Origin of the sequence: Vibrio sp. YT-16, from assembly GCF_033337405.1 — a bacterium.
Classification (GTDB): Bacteria; Pseudomonadota; Gammaproteobacteria; order Enterobacterales; family Vibrionaceae; genus Vibrio; species Vibrio alginolyticus.
Window position 1 is genome coordinate 25793 of sequence record NZ_JAWOQQ010000025.1, and the last position, 19893, is coordinate 45685.

Sequence of the window (19893 nt, forward strand, 5' to 3'; positions counted from 1 at the left end):
TAATATGATTTTTTCGTGCGCACGAAAAGTTGCAATTTTGGCAGTGGCTACTACTTCGCTAGCTGGTTGCTTTGAAAGTGAGAAAGTAATTGAACCAGTTCAAAGCGTTGAGTGGTTTAAGTCTAATGATAATGTACGTAAGGAAACGTTGGAGAAATGCGCGAACAATCCAGGTGAGCTAAAAGAAACACCAAATTGTAAAAATGCGCTAGAAGCTGAAACACAGCTTTCTTCTGGTTCCCTTAAAAACGTTAGTAACTGGTAAGGGGATTCGTTATGGCGTCCACAAACCTGTTTGAAGCGATTTTCGATAAGGTAGATACGGCGCTGGATACGTATATCGTCAGCACCGTTGGGGATATGATTGCATTCATTAACCCAATCTTTAGCAGTTTGTTAATTATATGGATTGCTATTTGGGGCTATCTGATGCTATTCGGGAAAGTAAGTGAACCTCTACAAGAAGGGGTTTTTCGAATACTTAGAATTGGCTTCATTATGGCGCTTGGCTTAACTGCTGGCACTTACATGGGGGTGGTTGTAGACGTTCTAGCACATGGCCCGGAAGAAATCGCGTCTATAATCACAGGCTCACCTACTGGCACATCAGCCGCAACACTAGATAACCTTTTCTCAAAAGTCTTTGAAGTGTCAGAAGCTGCTTGGGATATGGGCGGGATATTAGACGGTAATTTTGGGATGTATTTGATCTCATTAATCGTTTTGGTTGTTGGGGCAGGGCTGGCGCTTGTAGTGGCTTTCTTGATTCTTCTAAGCAAAATCATGACAACGGTTCTTTTAGGAATCGGGCCTCTATTTATCGTTATGTTGTTGTTCAACGCTACACAACGTTTCTTTGAAAGTTGGTTAGGTATGGTTATGAACTTTGGATTTATCCTGGTTCTATCTGCTGCTATCGGCAGTCTAATGACCACGCTTGCGAGTAGCTATATCACTGCAATGTCCGGCGCTGATGCAAGCGCACTTGCCAACTTAGGTGATGCGGCGATGTTATGTATCGTCTTTGGCCTTTGTATCCTGGTTGTAAAACAAGTTCCTTCTGTTGCGGCTGCTTTAGGTGGCGGCGTGGCTTTGGCAACACAAGGCGCGATAGGTGCAACAATGAGTGCAATGCGTCCAACTAATATCCGTAGGCAGTACCGAAACGCACAGCGTGATTTACGTTTAGCGGGAGGAGCCGCAGCTAAACCGCTTACTAGCAGTTATGGGGCAGGTAGGAAAGGTTATGCGGCATATCAAAAGCGCTTCGGAGCTGGCAACTCTATAACCGGATCTGCTGGTTAATCAAATGTAATTACTAACCAAGAAAAGCCGCATCTTTCTGATGCGGCTGTTTTCTTACATTCCTACAAAAAAAGGACAGGCTTTAATCTGTCAAAATGTTGTATATTGATAATCAAAGTGCTATATTTTGATTGTCAATCACAAACACATCGAGCATGGAGAGTTTCGAAGTGAATATTAAAAAACTAACAATTGTTTCGTTGGCATTGGCTTTAGGGGCGTGTACGTCCGTCCCGCCTCCACCTCATTGTAAAGATGATGGAAAAGGCTTACAGCCTATCAACCCTGAAATGTTAACTCAGGAAACCATTAACACAGTTCGAGCCAGTGAAAAGGCTACTGAACGTTTTGATTCACGTGGAGGGAACCGAAAATGACCGACAAAAAATCAAAAAAACCATCTAAAGCTGAATTGGAAAAGCAATATTTTCAAGAGGCGAGTGAATGGGATCAGGACGTTATGGCTCGTTCTAATAAGTCAGAAAAGCGCGCTTGGTCGGTTGCAATTTCGGTTGGCTTGATTGCGATCCTAGAAGCCGTGGGTTTAGCGGCTCTTGCCCCTCTAAAAACGGTTGAGCCTTATGTTATCCGTGTTGATAACAATACTGGTGTTGTTGACGTTGTATCGTCGCTTAACGAAACCGATGGAGAGATTAAAGCCGGTGCGCAGGAGTCACTTGATAAGTATTGGCTTGGTCAGTATTTGCGCCATAGAGAATCTTACCAGTGGGAAACACGAAACTATGACCGCCAAGTGGTTGGGCTTTTGTCTGGTGCTTCTGTTCAACAAGATTATGCGGCTTACACAGATCCTCGCCAAAACCCTAACGCCCCGGTTGCTATCTACGGCCAAAATACAGAGGTGAATACTAAGGTGAAGTCGATTAGCTTTATTGGTTCGCCTGAGAAAATGGAGAACGGCGAAATTCGCACTACTGCGTTGGTTCGTTATACCAAACAAGTTAAACGCGCAGGGGAAACCACACCATTAAGCCATTGGGCGGCAACTGTTAGCTTTATTTATATCAACGGAAAAATGAAAGACGATGATCGCCTATTGAATCCGTTAGGCTTCCAGGTAGTGAAGTACCGTAATGACCAAGAAAGCATTGGGGGCTGATATGAAACAGTTTAAGCAGCTATCCGGTATTGCTTTGATGCTATGTCTAGGTGTTTCTAGTACAGCTCACGCCTTAGAAGTTCCGGCGGGTGGTAAGTACGATAAACGAGTTAAGTTTATCAATTACAACCCGGCAGAAGTGGTTAAGTTGGTGGGTCACTATGGTTTTTCAACTCATATTCAATTTGGCGCGGCTGAACAAGTTCAGCAAATCGCAATGGGTGATACTGATGCCTGGAATGTGGCTCCGGTTGATAACCATATTTTCATCAAGCCAAAAGGTGAAAAAGCAACAACCAATATGACGGTAATTACTACTCGTCGAGTCTACAACTTCGAGCTTTCGGCTCATTGGTCGCAAAATGGTGCACATCCTCATCCTAATGACATGTTCTTTCAAATTAACTTCAAATACCCGGATGAAATCGCCGCCGCCGCGAAAGCAGAAGCCGAGGCTAAAAAGCTTCAAGCTAGGCTGAACCAAACCAATAAACCAGTTCCGGCGAATTGGAATTATTGGTCTAAAGGTTCAGAAGAAGTTACGCCGAAAAAAGCCTTTGATGATGGCCGTTTCACATACCTTAGCTTTACTAACAACGCTGAAATGCCAGCAATTTATGTTGTAAACCCTGATGGAACGGAAAGCTTAGTTAATACCAGTATTGATCCTGAAAACCCGGACACAATTGTGGTTCACAAAGTGGCTCGTCAATTGGTAATGCGTAAAGGTAATTCTGTGGCGTGTATCTTCAACAAATCGTATGACCCTAACGGTGTGACTAACAAGACAGGAACAACGTCACCAGGGATTCAACGTGTGATCAAGGGGAATTAATAATGGCTGAGAACGTACACAACGAAGTTGATGAAACTCAAGACGATGTAGAGCGCGGTTTACCTTCTGTAAATAAGCAAAACAAACCAAAGGGCGGTGTTGGCCAGAAAATTATAGTAGGCATGGTTGGTATCGTAGTGGTGCTTGCATTAGTGGCCGTAAATGGCGGTTTTAGTTCTGAAACAGAGTCTCAACAGGTAGATATTAAATCTAATGATGAGATTGGAAATCGACTTGGCCCGGCTCCGGCTTTACCGCCACCGCCGCCACCGCCAGCGCCAGAAAAGGAAGCTGAACCTAAAACACCAGATATTATTCAAACTGGTCAGATTGCGCCGCCGCCACCGCCTCAGTATGTGACAGTAAACAACGATCGCAATCAAGAACCGACTCCCCTAGAGCGCAAGCAACAATCCAATCTTTTGGCGTTTGGTAATGTATCACGCGCACCAGGTGGACAACAGCAAAGGTCAGCCGAAGAAATAGCGCAACAGTACGTTAACCAACAAACAAACGGGGGTTTTATAGGAGGCGAAGAAGCGGAAAGAGCTGATGGACTAGGCGCCCAAATGAAACCAACCTCATTAGATGGGTCTAGAGCAGGGATTATTGCTGATAGAAACATGTTCGTTACACGTGGCACTTTCTTGGACTGTGCTTTAGAAACAGCGATTAGCTCAGACGTACCAGGAATGACCAGTTGTCGATTAACTCGTGATGTATATAGCACTAGCGGCAAGGTTCTTTTGTTAGAAAGAGGCTCACGCATTACCGGGCAATATCAAGGCGGTTTACAACGTGGTAAGGCTCGTATTTTCGTTTTATGGACTCGTGTTGAAACCCCTAATGGCGTAGTGGTTAACCTCGATTCTCCGGGTACAGACTCTTTGGGGCGTTCTGGTCATTCAGGTTACATCGACTCGCATTTTTGGCAACGTTTTGGCGGTGCAATCATGCTTAGTCTGATTGACGATATTGGGACGTATGCAGCTAACCAAGCATCAGGAAGTAGCTCAGGTAACAATCAAATTCAATTTGGTGGAACGGCTGAAACAGCGCGTGATGCTGCGGGTATTGCGTTAGAAAACTCTATCAATATTCCAGACACGCTATTAAAGCACCAGGGCGAACACATCAATGTGTTTGTGGCGCGTGACCTAGATTTTAGGGGGGTATATGAACTCCGAGCACAATAAAGCAACGTCATTGTTGGAGTACCTTTCGGTACTTCAACCTTTCCTAGACGATCCAGACAACACCGAAATTGTGATCAATAAGCCAGGTGAGGTGATCACGGAAAGCAGGAAAGGTTGGACTTACTTTGATGTACCAGAACTGACTTTTTCAAAGTGTTTCAATTTGGCCAAACTGACGGCGACATACTCCGGGCAAAGTTTGGATGAAAGAAAACCAATACTGTCTGCAACGCTCCCTCACGGGGAGCGTATTCAGATTGCTATTCCACCCACAACTTTAGATGGCCATGTAAGCCTAACTATTCGAAAGCCTTCTCATATTGAGTTTGATTTGATGGATTATGAGAACCAGGGCTTTTTTGATGAATGCGAAGATTTTAGTGATGAGTTAAGCAGTGAAGAAAAGACGCTTCTTGAACTCAAGGAAAATAGGAAGTTCAGAGAGTTTTTAGAATTAGCTGTTAAGTCTCGTAAAAACATCATTGTGTCAGGCTCTACAGGTTCAGGTAAAACAACGTTTTTCCGGTCGCTACTAAAACAAGTACCAGATGATGAACGGTTGATTAGTATCGAGAACGTAGATGAATTAGGGCTGTATAAAACCCACTCCAATACTACGAGTTTGTTTTATTCAGCAGGGGGGCAAGGTGTGTCACCTATTACACAACAAGACCTCTTAGAGAGTAGTTTGCGTATGAAGCCGGATCGAATTTTTGTTGCTGAATTAATCCGTGGTGATGAGGCGTTTTATTACCTTAGAAACGTGAACAGTGGCCACCCTGGGAGTATTACCACAATGCACGCTAATAGCGCAAAGCTGGCTATTGAGCAGCTTGTTTTGTTTCTGAAAGAGTCACAAAGCGGCTCAACAATGAGCCGTGAAGACATCAAACAACTGTTGTTTATGTGTGTGGATATTATCGTGCAGATAAAGAACGTGCGAGGTAAGCGCGTTGTAACGGAGATTTATTATGATCCAGAGTTCAAACGCAGCCAAATGGCTTAAATTAACCTTAATATTGGCTGTGCCAATTCTTGCGATTGTTGGTTGGGCTTGGCTAAGTGGGTACTTTTATCTTGAATTGGCCGGACTCGATGGAGGCGCGGCCACTCCTTTAACGTTGTATCAATATTGGTTTTATTACGGCCAAGACAAAACCACTCTAACGTGGCTATCAGTTGCGGGGCTTGGTGGTTTGTTTGTGATTTGTTTACCTATCATTATTGCGTTTAGTCCCGCTAAAAGAAAATTGTTTGGCGAGGCTAAATGGGCAACAGTTAAAGACTTGAACGAAGCAAATCTATTTGCTGAAAATGGGATTATCGTTGGTCAAATATCTAAGTTTTTTGGGCTTTCAAAACGTTATTTAGTGTTTGGTGGTTCTACTCACGTTTTAATGTCTGCGCCAACACGAAGCATGAAAGGGGTAAGTGTGGTTATCCCTAACTTGCTTTCGTGGAAAGACTCGGCTGTTGTATTAGACATAAAGCAAGAGAACTGGGATATAACTTCTGGTTTCCGTTCTGCGCATGGTCAGGAATGTTTCTTGGTTAACCTAGCACCTCGTGACTATCGCACTCACCGCTGGAACCCTCTTTACTACATCAGTGACGATCCATCTTTTCGAATTAACGATATTCAGAAGATTGGTAACATGTTGTTCCCTAAGATTGATAATGAGGCTCCTATTTGGCAATCCTCGGCGCGTTCTTTGTGGTTAGGTTTGATTCTATACCTTATCGAGACAGAAGAACTTCCTGTAACGATGGGGGAAGCATTACGACAATTAACAATGGGTGATGAGCGATTAGCTGAAATAGTGGACGCGAGACAAGAAAGTGACAATCCGCTTTCTGATGAATGTTACCTGGCGTTAAAAGAATACTTAGACACACCAGATAAAACTCGTGGCTCAGTTCGTAAAGGCTTTACTTCGGCGTTAGAACTTTTCTATAACCCAATTATTGATGCAGCTACCGCAGAGAACGATTTTGATTTGCGTGACCTACGTAAAAAACGAATGACAGTTTATCTTGGTATCACGCCGGACGATTTAGAGCGTTTGGCTCCACTTATTAACTTGTTCTTCCAGCAAGTGATTGACTTAAACACTCGAGAGCTTCCAGAACAAAACCCGGATTTAAAATACCAAGTGTTGATGCTGCCGGATGAGTTCACAGCGATGGGTAAAGTCGGGATCTTGTCTAAAGGTATTAGTTACATTGCGGGTTATGGTCTTCGTATGTTGCCTATCATTCAGTCACCAGCTCAGTTAAGAGAAGTGTATGGCGCTGATGCGGCTGAAACGTTTATTGAAAACCATGCAATGCAAATTATCTTTGCCCCGAAAAACCAAAAAGTGGCCGAAGAAATATCTAAAACGCTTGGTACAACAACGGTCAAAAATAAATCGGACACTCGCCAAAAAGTTGGTAAAGCCAGTCGAAGCGAAAGTTCTAGTGATACAGGTAGGGCGCTTTTACTTCCTCAAGAAGTTAGGGCGATTGGCCAAAAAGCGGAAATCCTTTTACTAGAGAATTGCCCTCCAATCATGTGTGAAAAAATCACTTGGTATAAAGACAAGGTTTTTGCTGAAAGGGGGAACAACCTTAAAGCGTTAGAAGATGGGGATGAAAACGCAATTAAATGGCCAAGCCCTCTAGTACCAAAAGTTGATCCTAACAGTCGAGTGAAAGGCAAAATTGAGTTTATGAGTAATTCAATGAACGAGGCCGAAGCTCAAACTGAAACAGTTGAACGGAAAATTACGGTTGAAGATATTGAAAACATCGATCAATTGGATTTGGAAAACTTTAGTTGTGATTTCTCTGAAATTGATGTGCCGAAAGGCGATATTGATGATGATGCGATGGATGCTCTTGTAAATGAATTCTTTGGTGCTGTAACTGCGTAAGGAGGCAATAAAATGGAAACGGAACAGTTGGCAGAAAAGCAAACTTACTTGGTTGTACCATACGAGGAACGTAATCATGCTGTTAAGGCGGCGGGTAAATTACCTGATGGCCAAAATGCACTTAAATTTGATGATGAAAACAAGCTTTGGTACGCGAAACCAGGGACTGACCTTAACAAAGTAAATAAGTGGATACCTGATCCAAATCGGGCGCGTTCAACCACTTCTGAAACCGATCCGGTTGTGGAGTTTTCCGAAACGCTAAAAGAAGCCGGGTTGGTGCTTAAAGGGCTTCCAGAAATGGACGGCAAGCGCCATCGAGTATCTACATTAGAAGATAAGAAAGGCCAGCAAACCGGGGTTTATGTCGGATATTTAGATGGCGTTCCGGCGGGTTGGTATCAAGACCACCGAAAACATGATGATCCGGTAAAGTGGAAAGCCACTGGCCAGAAGCTAGACAAGACAGCTCAAGATCACTTGAAAGCTATAGCGGTGCAAAACTCTATTGAACGTGAAGCTAACCAGAATAGGAAGTATGAACATAACGCGTATCGAGCTGAACAGGCTTATAACTTAATGCCTGATGCCACACCAGAACAAGGTTATTTGGCTGCGAAAGGGGTTAAACCTTTCCCTGGTGCAAAAATGGATAAGCAAGGACGCTTAGTTTTACCGTTAAGAAATGAAAATGGTGATGTTAGAACGTTACAACGTATCAGTGAATCCGGTTTTAAATCTTTGAAAAAGAACGGCCAGAAGACCGGGAATTATCACGTTGTTGGTGAACAAGAACTAAAAAATGGCGAGCCTATTTTATACGCCGAAGGTTATTCAACGTCAGCCAGTATTTCAGAAGCTACCAATCGCCCGGTTGTTATGACCGTTGATGCTGGCAACCTGCCAACGGTGGCTGCAAAGCTCAAAGAGAAATACCCTGATAGCCCTCATATCATGCTTGGTGATGATGATAGGACTAGAGAGGTTAACAAAGGTCAGAAAAAAGCGCAGCAAGCCGCAGAGTTAACCGGGGGGCTTTATCGTGTCCCGGCTTTCAACTACCAGGAACAAAAAGACGGTTTAACGGACTTCAACGATTTACATCAATCAAGAGGCTTAGAGCCTGTTAGAGAACAAGTCGAAGAAATCATAAGCCAAGCAACACGCTCTGAAACAAGGAGTAAAACTAATATGAGTGCTGAACCTACCGATAAACAAGAAGCTGAACCAGTCGTAACCAAGAATTTTGAGCAATATGTTAGCTCTGGTTTAGGTTCACAATCTCAATCTGATTTGTCCGTAGCTGAACAAGAGAACAAGCCAGAACCAAAACCAGAAACCAGTAAAGCCGAATTAGAACCAGGTAATAAAGAACCTAGTTCTAAGCTTGATTCTGATGTTGTTGAACATGGGGAAGATAACTCTGTTGAGCCATATATCGAGCAGAAAAAAGAGAGTGAGGCTGACCTAAACGCACAGCGATGGTTAAAGAGTCGTGAGCCTTTAGAAGACATTATGGCGCAAGATGATGTTAGAGATAAAAAACGCCAGCAACAACTTGACCAAACCGCAAATTTAGAACCTAACCCTCGTCCAGTTCAAAGCAAAGAGCCAGATCCATTTGCTGATTTGGACAGTGGTTTTAAACCTGTTGTTCCTGAAAAAATATCAAAGTCTTATGTTGAGGTTGACGGAAAATATTATTTTGCGGGTCGTCCTGATTCTCTTGCTTTTGTCGATAAGGGCGCAAGGCTGCAAACGAAACTAAGCAGCTCTAATGTGGCCAGTTCAATGGTTGATATTGCAGAGGCGAGGGGTTGGACTGAGTTACAAGTTAAAGGAACGGAAGACTTTAGGCGTGAGGCTTGGCTTGAGGCGTCTTCTCGTGGGCTTGGTGTAAGAGGTTACAAACCAAAAGAGGAAGACTTGGCCAGGTTGAAAAAACTTGCTTCTGAACGTCAACCAAACGAAATCGAAGCAAGAGAACAAGCTGATCAGCCTCGTGTTTCACCAGGTGAAAAAGAAGGTGTGAAATCTACGGCAAATAAACCTGATACCGCAGCACCAAAGCAAGCTGAATCTTCGAATGAGGGTAATAAAAACGGTCAAGATAAAGAAGACATTAACCGTTTGGCCGGGAAGCTTGTTGAACATGGTAAAGCACCTTATGAGCACAATCCTGATAATCGACAAAGTTACTATGTAACGTTAGAAAACACTGATGGCCAAAAAACTACAACTTGGGGTATTGACCTAGAACGGGCTGTTAAGGACGGCGATTTTCAACCAGGTGATCAAGTGGAACTTGAAAATAAAGGTAGAAAGCCTGTTACCGTTTCAAAAGACATTAAGGACGATAAAGGGAACGTTGTTGATACCCAAGAAATCAATACGCACCGCAACGAGTGGGAAGTCAAAGCTCAAGCTATCCGTGATAAGACTCGTGATGCGCGTGATGTTGTCAAAGAACATCCTGATTTAGTCAACGAAGTAGCGGCAGTAAAAGTCGCTGAAAAGTTTAGCCAAAAGTTTGATAACGAAGAAGACCGAAACCGATTCTTGGAAAAGGTCAGATCACAAGTGGCTAGTAATGTTTCATCCGGCCAGAAGTCACCAGATATAAAATTGCGTGAAGAAAAACAGTTAGAACGTAGTAACCAAGAGCAGGAAAGGTAGGAAACTAAATGCAATCAGTAATGATGTTTGATGAAAAAAATGTAACCGCAACAGTTAACCATTTACTCAATGTTATGCCATCCGAAAAAACAGAAGGAGTTAACTTGCAGGAAGTGTTACAGGTAGCCGCAATTGAAAAATTTTGCGAACTCTATGGTAAAGATAAACCGATAGGCCAACAGATCAATGATGAATCAAAACTAATTTATCTTGGTCTTTGGAGTGGGGTTTGCTGTACGTTTTCAGTCAGTGAAAACGGTAGCTCATCATTAAGTCAGCCCTTTGAACTCAGTGAATACATAGGAGATTGGAAGGTGGCGAGTTGTTCCTTTTACATATATGCCAACTAAAAAAAAGAGCCGACTTTTAAAGTCGGTTCTTTTTTATAACTTAGGGCAATCAATACGGAAGGACTATAATAAATTACTAGGTTTTGAATGTGGCATCTAAAGACATGGAAATAATTTCCTTTCTTCAGTTGTGAGAGAGTAATAAAGTCTCATACCAAGTAATAAAGATTCATACTGAGTATTAAAGTATCATACTAAAATGGCAGCGATCGCAGTCGATACGCTGCCATTTCTAAATCGAAAATGCCCCATTATTGGTTTCGACCTGCTCTATATTGAAAATATTACGATTAATTTTTATGCAAAAGCATGTTTCACAGATATTACTTATGCCTCTTATACTATAAGATTTGTTGGTTAACCATTATTTGCATATGGTAAGGAAATCTGGTGACAACATCGAACTCTGCGCAGAAAAAAGCAATTCTTCACCATCAAGGCCCTCTGCTGATCATCGCAGGTCCAGGCTCAGGTAAAACCTATACCCTGGTTGAGCGCATCATGAATTTGATTGATGTACATGGTGCAAAACCTGAACAGCTCTTGGTCGTGACTTTTACCGAAAAAGCAGCACAGGAGTTGAAAACCCGAATCTCGAATAGACTCCTAGAGCGAGGTTCCTACTTCAACGTCAACGAAATGTACTTAGGTACTTTCCACTCTATATGTCTTCGTATCCTAGAAGAGTACCGTGAGTTTACGCGTCTCAAGCGCAGCTTTGTGCTCATGGATCAATTCGACCAACAGTACTTTCTTTACCAAAATTTACGTGAATTCAGAGAGGTAGACGGTATTGAGTTCATTCAGGGTGAGAGTAAGATTCCGGCTTGGGCTAAATCTGAGAACTTATTAGGATGGCTTAATAAAGCGTCAGAGGAAGTTCTTGATATCGAACAGTTGACTCAGTCAGATGATGTCGCGATCTCAGCTCTGGGTGAGGCTTACGCAACCTATCAAGAATTGTTGAAAAAGCACAACTCTCTCGATTTCTCATGCATCCAACTTGAGACACTGGTGTTGCTTCAACAGTATCCGCAAGTACTTGAGGAGCTTACAACAAAGATCTCTTATTTGATGGTCGATGAATACCAAGACACCAATACCATTCAGGAGCAACTTTTACAGCTTCTTATGGGATCTAAGCGAAATTTGTGTGTGGTTGGTGACGATGACCAAGCTCTCTATCGCTTTCGAGGGGCGAGCGTTCGTAATATTCTGGAGTTCCCGGCTAAGTTTGCGCCAGGAGAGTGTGAGCAAGTTAAGCTATCCATCAACTATCGCTCTCACCCCGATATCGTAGGTTTCTATGACACCTATATGGGAGATAAGCCGTGGCTACGTGGTGGTGTTAACTACCGTTACAGTAAAACCATCGAAGCGCGTGAGGGGGATTTTGACGAGGGCCCGACAGTTGTCAGTGCCGTGACACCAGAAGGCGATGACTGGCATGAGGACGTATATCAGATGCTCATGCACCTAAAAAACGAAGGTAAGCTTACCGATTGGAACCAAGCTGCGTTTTTATTTCGTTCTGTCAAAGCGGACAAGGTAAGAGCGCTTGCGCAATCTCTCGAAGAGAAAGGCATTTCTGTATATTCGCCGCGCGCTAACCTGTTTTTCGAACGAGAAGAAATTCGTCATTTGATCGGTGCGCTTCACATGGTTTTTCCTATGGTGATGCCAGAGCGCAAGAAGAAAATCCAAGAAGGCAGAAGACTACCTATCTGGGATTATTACGAACAGCATTGCATCGCGCCTTTCATTGAAAAGTTGCGCCAACCAGAGCAATCTGACTTGCTTGAGTGGTGTAAACGCAAAGTCGCAAAACACAATAATATGACAAAGAACGCGGAGTCGGCGTTTCTTGGACTATTTTACGAACTTCTTCAGTTTCCGTTGTTTTCTCGCTTCTTAGAGCAAGAGAATGGTAACGAACGTGCGCAGCGAAATTTGGCTCAGATGAGCCGAATGCTAGGAAAGTTCGAATACCTTCACCATATCAGTGTCTTAAGTCCGAAATACCTGCTGATGAATCTAACGTCATTGTTCGATAACTTCTTAAAATTTCTTTTCGAAGGCGGTATCGATGAATATGAGGACATGTCAGAATACGCTCCGTCCGGTTGTGTCTCTTTTTTAACTATCCATCAATCGAAGGGCTTGGAATTCCCGGTTGTATTTGTTGGCTCGCTCGAAGCAGTACCAAGAAAACAATACACTGACCTAGACGAAATTATCGAACACCAGTACATGGCCAAACCACCGTTTGAGCCTTTAGAAGATACCAAGCACTTTGACTTTTGGCGCCTTTACTACACGGCTTTTTCTCGCCCTCAGAATTTACTTGTTCTAACTGGTCAGGAAAAATCTGGTCAAGGTAAGACACCCTCAAAATATTTCACGGATTACACCTCAAAGCTCCCATATTGGCGAGATGTGAAGCATAAGCTTGCTTCTATTGAGTTCGAACAAGTGAAGGATGTGAATATTAAGCATGAGTATGCGTTTACATCACATATTACATTATTTGAGACTTGCGCAGAGCAATATCGTTTGTTCAAAGAACTTGAATTCCAGCCAGTAAAGGCGAGTCCGATGTTATTTGGTACCTTAATTCACGAAACCTTAGAAGATGTGCATAAGGCAGCACTTCGTGGCGAAGTAGACACAATCACCAAGGAAAATATCGCAGAATGGCTCCAAGATAACTACCAAAACCTAGCAAACCGAGAGCGAATGTACTTAGGTGATTCGACTCTTGGTGCGGCGCTGCAGCATGTGATGCGTTACGTGGATCGAAAGGGCAGCAATTGGAGTGATATCAAAGAGACGGAAGTGGATATCTCGTTGGTAAAAGACCGCTATGTGCTTACTGGTAGTGTTGATCTTATTAAAGGCGAAGGAGATACCGTCGAGATCATTGACTTCAAGTCTGAGCGAAAGCCAAACATGGAAAAAGATCGCGATCGTATTCTGCACCATCAGCGACAGCTCGAGATTTATGCGCACTTAGTGGAGGAAAACACCGGCTACAAGGTGAGTAGGATGCACCTTTATTTTACAGGTGAATCTGCTGGTCTCCCGACCATTAGTTTTAACAAAAACACGGCGGCGATAGGCCAAACCATGGAACAGTTTGATAGTATTGTCGACAGAATAGAAAACAAAGATTTCTCGCTCAAAGCTCGACCAGACAAGACATGCGTTGACTGCAGCGCTCGTGCTTATTGTGACCGAAAAAATTGGAAATTTTGCGCTTAGTGAGTGCTAAGTGACACATCAAAGAACAAAGAGAATAAGACCATGTCTAATGACCAGACCAACGTAGAAAACTACGAATTTGAGCCGATTAAGGGCTATCCAATGCTTAACTGGAAAGGTAAGCGTCCTTTCCGTTCGACTCAATACTTCCCTGCGCAACTAAAAGAAGTGTACGGCCAAGAAGATGATAACGGCTGGATCAATAAGATTTTCTGGGGTGATAACCTTCAAGTGATGAGTCACTTGTTGAAAGAGTTCCGCGGCAAAGTAGATTTGATTTATATCGACCCGCCTTTTGATTCTAAAGCTGACTATAAAAAAGTTATAAAACTCAAAAGTAAGCAGCTATCGGGTGATTCAAACTCTTTTGAAGAAAAACAATATACGGACATTTGGTCAAATGATGAATATTTACAATTTATTTACGAAAGAGTGATTATTCTTCGAGAATTGCTTTCTGAAAAGGGGGTTATTTTTCTTCATTGCGACTGGCATAAGAGTCATTATCTACGTTGTATTCTGGAAGAAGTGTTTGGTCAAAATAATTTTGTTAATGAAATAATCTGGCAAAAATGTAACTCAAAGAACTTTACATCATCATCATTAAGCAACGTTCACGATACAATTTTCTTATATTCAAAAAATGCTGATTACTGTTTCAATGAAATTTTTGAAGAGCTAAGAGACGAGTATATTCAATCAGCGTATAGATACGAAGACTCTCATGGAGAAAAGTACCGTATATTGCCTTTGCATGCTCCTGGTATTCGTAACGGTAGTACCGGGGGCCAGTGGAGAGGAATGCTACCTCTTGCCGGAAACCATTGGCGATTTACTCCTGAAACGATGGAACAGATGGATTCTCAGGGGCTCATCGTTAAAAGTGAAACAGGTATATGGTCGTACAAGAAATACCTTAAGGATTCAAAAGGGGCTCGCATTGGTACAATTTGGCTAGATGCAAAACAATTACCACCATCTGAGAAAACTGGTTATCCAACTCAAAAGCCGATTTCTATACTTGAAAAAATAATTCAAATTGGAAGCGATGAAGGCGACTTGGTTTTTGATTGTTTTATGGGGTCTGGCACAACACAGCTAGTAGCTAATTCTCTTAATAGAAGGTTTATTGGAGCAGACATTAACCTTGGTTCTATTCAAACTACAACTAAACGTTTAGGAACTAATAACGCTAATTTTGAAGTTTACAATGTCAATAATTACGAGATATTCCGTAATCCAGTAGAAGCAAAAGAATTGTTAATTGAAGCGTTAGAAATTCAACCTCTGGATTCTAGTACTATCTACGACGGTGAGAAAGATGGTTTCAAAGTTAAAATCATGCCGGTCAACCGAATTGCGACGAAAGAAGATTTGAACGACCTGATCCAAGGTTTCCCTTACAAACTGTTCGAAGAGCGTAAAGAGGCGAACCCTAATAAGCCAGTGGAAGAGATCATGCTGGTCTGTATGGGTCATGAGCCTGGTTTAGGAGCTATTCTTGAAAATGAATCGGGCTATAAGCTCAAAGTGGAAGTTGTCGATATCTTACGTGATAAATCCGATCTTACCTTTAAGTACGACTCGGAAGCGTCTATTGAAATCAAAGACGGAAAATTAGTCATCGAAGCCTTCTACCCACGCAACTTGCTACAAAAGCTCAGCCAACAAAAAGACAACGTGACCGAGTGGCGTGAAATGGTGGAGTCTATCATGATCGACTGGAATTACGATGGTGCGGTGATGGAGCCTGTCATTATCGATATTCCAGCAAAAGATGAGTTTGTGGCTGGCGAATACGAAATCCCAGAAGGCGCAAATAACATCAAGGTTAAAGTTACGGATTTACTCTCAGAGTCTTATGAAGAGGTGATTGCGCATGGCTAAAAATGCCCAAGAGAACTTCGAACTCAACAATGGATTTTACGTGCATTTACACGAGTTCTATAAGATTCACCGCGGTACGGTTCGCAAACACTACTCTCGCTTGAGTAAGGCATTTCTCGATTTCAACGACTCTTCTCGTCCAGGGAGTTTCTTGCGTACGCCGCAGTTCGAAGCGCTTGAGATTTATGTTTTCTTAAAAGAGTTCCTGGATAACAAACCTGTCTATCAGCTTTTCGAAGATTGGTATGGCAACAAAGGTCGCTTCGAAGAACGTGTCTCTGGTATTGGCGCCATCGATGGTCAGCTAATGCAAGGGGATATGTTCTGGGAGATGTCTGAGAAGGACTACAAGGGTATCTTCAAGAAGATGAAGGCCAGTAATGGTGGCCGACTGTACCCTAACTACATCTTTGCTCTGACGATGGGCACCGGCAAAACCATCTTGATGGCCACTTGTATCTTCTATGATTTCTTGGCTGGTAACAAAAAGAGCAAAGACGATAACCGCTTTATTCAAAATGCGCTGATTTTTGCACCAGATAAGACGGTGCTGCAGTCTTTGCGCGAGATCGAGTCTTTCGACCACACCAAAGTTGTGCCATCAGAGTACATGCCGATTGTCGCAGAGTTTAAGTTTCACTACTTAGAAGATGCGGGAGTGTCGCTCAATACGCTAGATGGCTCTAAGTTCAATATCATCGTATCGAACAGTCAGAAAATCATCTTGCGCCGCAATAACAAGGGCGAATCAACAGTTGATAAGTTCTTTAGCTCGGGTAAGGAAGCTTATCAAGGTATGGGCGACGTTGTTGATGACATGATGGATGTCCTCGACCTCGATTCGGAAACAATGAATGTTGCTCCAGAAGATGAAGCCGACCTTGTGACTAACCAGCGCTTTGAGAAAATCAAGCGCCTTCCTCAGCTAGGTATTTTTGTCGATGAAGCACACCATGCTTTTGGTGCTAAGCTCGCAAAAGATATGGGTACGAAAAACGATACCTCGGCTAACTCTTTGCGTAAAACCATCGATGAACTGGCAATCAACCTAAAAGCGGCTGGAACTCGAGTTGTTGGGTGCTATAACTACACTGGTACACCTTATGTTGGTAAAGATGTGCTACCAGAGGTGGTCTACGCCTATGGTCTGCGTAAGGCGATAGACAATAATTACCTGAAACAGGTTAAGTTGCACAGCTTTACTCAGACCCGTCAAAAGCAGTTCCTAGAGATTGCAATCGATAAGTTCTTAGAAAGCGCCGAAGATGCTGGCTGCCCAGAAGGTATGTTGCCTAAGATGGCTATTTTCGGGACGACAATCGAAGAGATAAGCGATGTGGTTCGTCCTGCAGTAGAGGAAATTCTCGCTAAACGTGGGATTTCATCAGACCGCATTTTGGTTAACGTTGGTGATAAGAAACTCACTACGGATGACGATATTCGCGAGTTTAACCGCTTAGATACTCCGAGATCAGAAAAGCAGTTTATCTTGTTGGTGAACAAAGGCCGCGAAGGTTGGAACTGTCGTTCGCTGTTCGCTGTGGCGATGTTCCGTGAGCCAACGTCAAAAGTATTTGTACTTCAAGCGACCATGCGTTGTTTGCGAGCTGTTGGTGATCGCCAGCACACCGGTCAAGTTTTCTTAACTGATGAGAATATGAAGCTGTTAGACAAAGAGCTTCAAGCAAACTTCCGTATCTCGGCCGAAGAGATGAAAGATCCTGATCCGAACAAGGTGACTGTTAAAGTAAAAGTGGAACAACCAAGCATTAAGATTCCGATTAAGCGCGTACGTCGCCAGTTCAAGTTGATTGAAAAAGAGGACTTGGATAAAGGCTATGAGATCGGACTAAAAAATGTGGATGTTGACAAATATCGCATTATCCACTCTACCCAAGACGGCTTGTTGATGCCAGATGATCTTGGCTCCGCGAAATCTCGAGTGCATAACGATATTTCCCATATAAAAGAGCAGCGTACTTTTTCAAAGCTTTCACTGGTTGCTGATATTGCTCGTTACCTAAATAAGCCGTGTTTGGAGATCGAGAAAATAGTTGCGGGTACCAGCGAAGGCTTCGAAGGTATCTTGAAGATGGTAAATGAGTTCAACGAGGTGCTTTACGATGAGGTGATCCCTCGCCTGTTCAAGGCCATCTATGACATCGAAGCCGAAACTATTACTGAGGCATTCGAAGTCGACCTTGTGAAAGAGCCACCGATTGACCCAGGATATTACCCTGTAACGGTATCGAAAGATAAAGTAATTAGTAAGTCGAGTAATGAGTCGAACCCTAATGTCGCTAAGAGTTTCCATCTCGATAACTACTGCTTTGACTCTAATCCAGAGAGAGATTTCTTCTGGAGCATGTTACACGAAGAGAAAGTCGATAAGATTTGGTTTACTGGCATGTTAACGCACGGCCAGAGCGACTTTGTGATTCATTATGTGGATAGCGAGACACAGCGCGTACGCAGCTACTACCCAGACTTCTTAATCAAGAAGCAAGATGGCTCCTATGTGATGATTGAGGTTAAAGGTGAGCACATGATTGATTCTCAGAACGTAAAAGATAAGAAAGACGCAGCTGATTTGATGGGCGTTGCTTCTGGTATTGGCTACGAAATCATTGCGGGTAAAGCTGCTGAAAGTGGTTCATACGGAAGAGAATTCCTGAACTAAAAAAGTTAAAAGGCTATTTAGGTGCAATAAATAGCCTTTTAAAATGCATAACAACGCCAAATTTCAACATAAAGTATCTATTTAGTTTTGCTATTCATAAATGATAATTGTCCATCAACGTGTCAGCTTGCTCTTAGCTGGCACGAAAATGCCCCCAAACAATTCAGAGCAAAAGATCTTGCTCACTTCGAATCTAGTAATTTGCCCCTATCAAAAGTTATCCGAAGGAGTTTGGGTAACAGCATTTTTCTTAAATCATAAGGCATCATAAAATCTAATCTCTGTTAACTTTCATTAACCTATTGATTACACGTTGATGTGGTATTAAAAAGGTTACATGATAGGCGGCTAAAAGCCGCATAGAAAGCGTTATACGTTGGTGGAATACGGCGTTTTTCAAGGTAGTTGTCATCATTTTCTTGCTTATTAAGCAGCTTCTCTTTCTGGATTTAGGTGAACTTCACCAACTGGTTCGCAGTTCCTGATATCACTAGGCCAACGCTCAGGTTTCCGCTGCTTTGCTGCGAGCAATACCTCAGCTCGGCGCCTCAAGATCTCTTCATCTTGGCCATTATGACGCTGTGAAGGCGTGACATAATTTAGCTTACTGTGCTTGTGTTCGGTGTTGTACCAGCGCACGAAGGCTTCAACCCAACTGCGACTACTGTCAAGAGTTTCAAAGCCCTTTGTCGGCCAGTTTGGCACGTACTTAACCGTGCGGAACAACGATTCAACATACGGGTTGTCATCACTCACTCTTGGGCGGCTATACGATGAGGTAATGCCTAATTCATCCATCTTCGCTTTGAACGTCAGCGATTTCATGGGCGCACCGTTATCCGAGTGAAGAACTAGCGGTTGATTGAAGCACTGCTCTCGCATCAACGTTCGTTGCAGGAGTTGTGACGCTAACTCACCGCACTCACGTTCATACACCTCATAACCCACGATTTTTCGGCTGTAGATATCCTCTATGACGTACAGATAATAGTGTTGGCCTCGAACCTTTGAAGGCAAGTAAGTGATATCCCATGTGTAGACTTGATTCGAGCCTGTCGCCGTATAACTCGTTGGCTTCGCTTGCTTTTGTCTACTCCGCTGACGGCCTCGATTATGAAGTTGTCCTTGTGCACTCAGTACCCGATAATAGCTCGACTCTGAGGCGATATATTCGCCTTTATCAAGCAATGTCGGTACGATTTGAGTCGGAGGTAAGCTCGCAAACTCAGGGCGGTTACATACCTCGATAATCGCATCACGCTCTTGCTGCGAGAGCTTGTTAGCTGGCTCTGCTCTGGCACAGGTCGGTCTTTTATCCGCCTGAACCTCTCCTTGCCTATACCATCGACGATACGTTCTCACGTCAATTTGAACCTCATGACAAGCTCGCTCTAAGCGGCAACCGCTTTGCTTGGCATCGTGGATAAGAGCAATCAGGTACTGCCTTTCATCGGTTGAGGTTAGTCGTCCTCTAGCTCTTCCCCGTAAAAGGCTCTGAGCTTTTTTCGTAGAACCAACAGGGCAGCAGTTTCAGCCAGTGCCTTTTCTTTGTGGCGTAATTCTTTCTTTAGCTCTTTGATTTCAAGCTTATCGGGGTCTGAAGCCCAATGGAACGAAAACGTACTATAAGGACTTCCTCCCGATGTCAATGGGTGCTCTGAACGCAAT

At 43.2% G+C, this 19893-nt stretch carries 12 protein-coding genes and 1 pseudogene; 12 read left to right on the plus strand and 1 reads right to left on the minus strand.

Going from position 1 to position 19893, the window contains the following annotated elements; all coding sequences use genetic code 11:
• Positions 1–4: 4 nt before the first annotated feature.
• From R7F07_RS23405 to R7F07_RS23460, 12 genes are all read left to right on the plus strand, one after another.
• On the plus strand, positions 5–265 hold the full coding sequence (locus tag R7F07_RS23405; protein WP_069547483.1) for an EexN family lipoprotein: 261 nt from the start codon (positions 5–7) through the stop codon (positions 263–265).
• Between the two features lie 11 nt (positions 266–276).
• On the plus strand, positions 277–1305 hold the full coding sequence (locus R7F07_RS23410; RefSeq protein WP_140344245.1) for a type IV secretion system protein: 1029 nt from the start codon (positions 277–279) through the stop codon (positions 1303–1305).
• A 373-nt stretch (positions 1306–1678) separates the two neighbouring features.
• Positions 1679–2425 (plus strand): virB8 family protein, encoded by a 747-nt coding sequence (locus R7F07_RS23415; RefSeq protein WP_265572449.1) that lies wholly within the window; start codon positions 1679–1681, stop codon positions 2423–2425.
• Position 2426: 1 nt separating this feature from the next.
• On the plus strand, positions 2427–3260 hold the full coding sequence (virB9, locus tag R7F07_RS23420) for a P-type conjugative transfer protein VirB9 (RefSeq protein WP_229625165.1): 834 nt from the start codon (positions 2427–2429) through the stop codon (positions 3258–3260).
• A gap of 2 nt (positions 3261–3262) precedes the next feature.
• The gene (gene virB10, locus R7F07_RS23425) at positions 3263–4456 is read left to right on the plus strand and encodes a type IV secretion system protein VirB10 (protein ID WP_229625166.1); all 1194 of its coding nucleotides are present in this window, start codon (positions 3263–3265) and stop codon (positions 4454–4456) included.
• On the plus strand, positions 4437–5462 hold the full coding sequence (gene virB11 / locus R7F07_RS23430) for a P-type DNA transfer ATPase VirB11 (RefSeq protein ID WP_140344241.1): 1026 nt from the start codon (positions 4437–4439) through the stop codon (positions 5460–5462). The genes virB10 and virB11 overlap by 20 nt, the downstream gene beginning before the upstream one ends.
• Positions 5428–7371, plus strand: coding sequence for a type IV secretory system conjugative DNA transfer family protein (locus R7F07_RS23435; RefSeq protein ID WP_229625167.1), 1944 nt, complete (start codon positions 5428–5430; stop codon positions 7369–7371). The genes virB11 and R7F07_RS23435 overlap by 35 nt, the downstream gene beginning before the upstream one ends.
• Positions 7372–7383: 12 nt before the next feature.
• Positions 7384–10047: an LPD7 domain-containing protein gene (locus R7F07_RS23440; protein ID WP_318110569.1), complete on the plus strand. Its 2664-nt coding sequence runs from the start codon at positions 7384–7386 to the stop codon at positions 10045–10047.
• Positions 10048–10055: 8 nt separating this feature from the next.
• The gene (locus tag R7F07_RS23445) at positions 10056–10397 is read left to right on the plus strand and encodes a hypothetical protein (RefSeq protein ID WP_265572445.1); all 342 of its coding nucleotides are present in this window, start codon (positions 10056–10058) and stop codon (positions 10395–10397) included.
• Between the two features lie 390 nt (positions 10398–10787).
• Positions 10788–13658 (plus strand): ATP-dependent DNA helicase, encoded by a 2871-nt coding sequence (locus tag R7F07_RS23450; protein WP_318110570.1) that lies wholly within the window; start codon positions 10788–10790, stop codon positions 13656–13658.
• Between the two features lie 42 nt (positions 13659–13700).
• Positions 13701–15545: a site-specific DNA-methyltransferase gene (locus R7F07_RS23455; RefSeq protein ID WP_318110571.1), complete on the plus strand. Its 1845-nt coding sequence runs from the start codon at positions 13701–13703 to the stop codon at positions 15543–15545.
• Positions 15538–18225 carry a DEAD/DEAH box helicase family protein gene (locus R7F07_RS23460; RefSeq protein WP_318110572.1) on the plus strand — a complete coding sequence of 896 codons (2688 nt, stop codon included), beginning with the start codon at positions 15538–15540 and terminating at the stop codon, positions 18223–18225. Before R7F07_RS23455 ends, R7F07_RS23460 begins: the two co-directional genes overlap by 8 nt.
• 426 nt (positions 18226–18651) lie before the next feature.
• Here the strand turns inward: R7F07_RS23460 and R7F07_RS23465 are convergent.
• Positions 18652–19817, minus strand: a pseudogene (locus tag R7F07_RS23465) (IS3 family transposase); the annotation flags it as partial.
• Positions 19818–19893 lie beyond the last annotated feature (76 nt).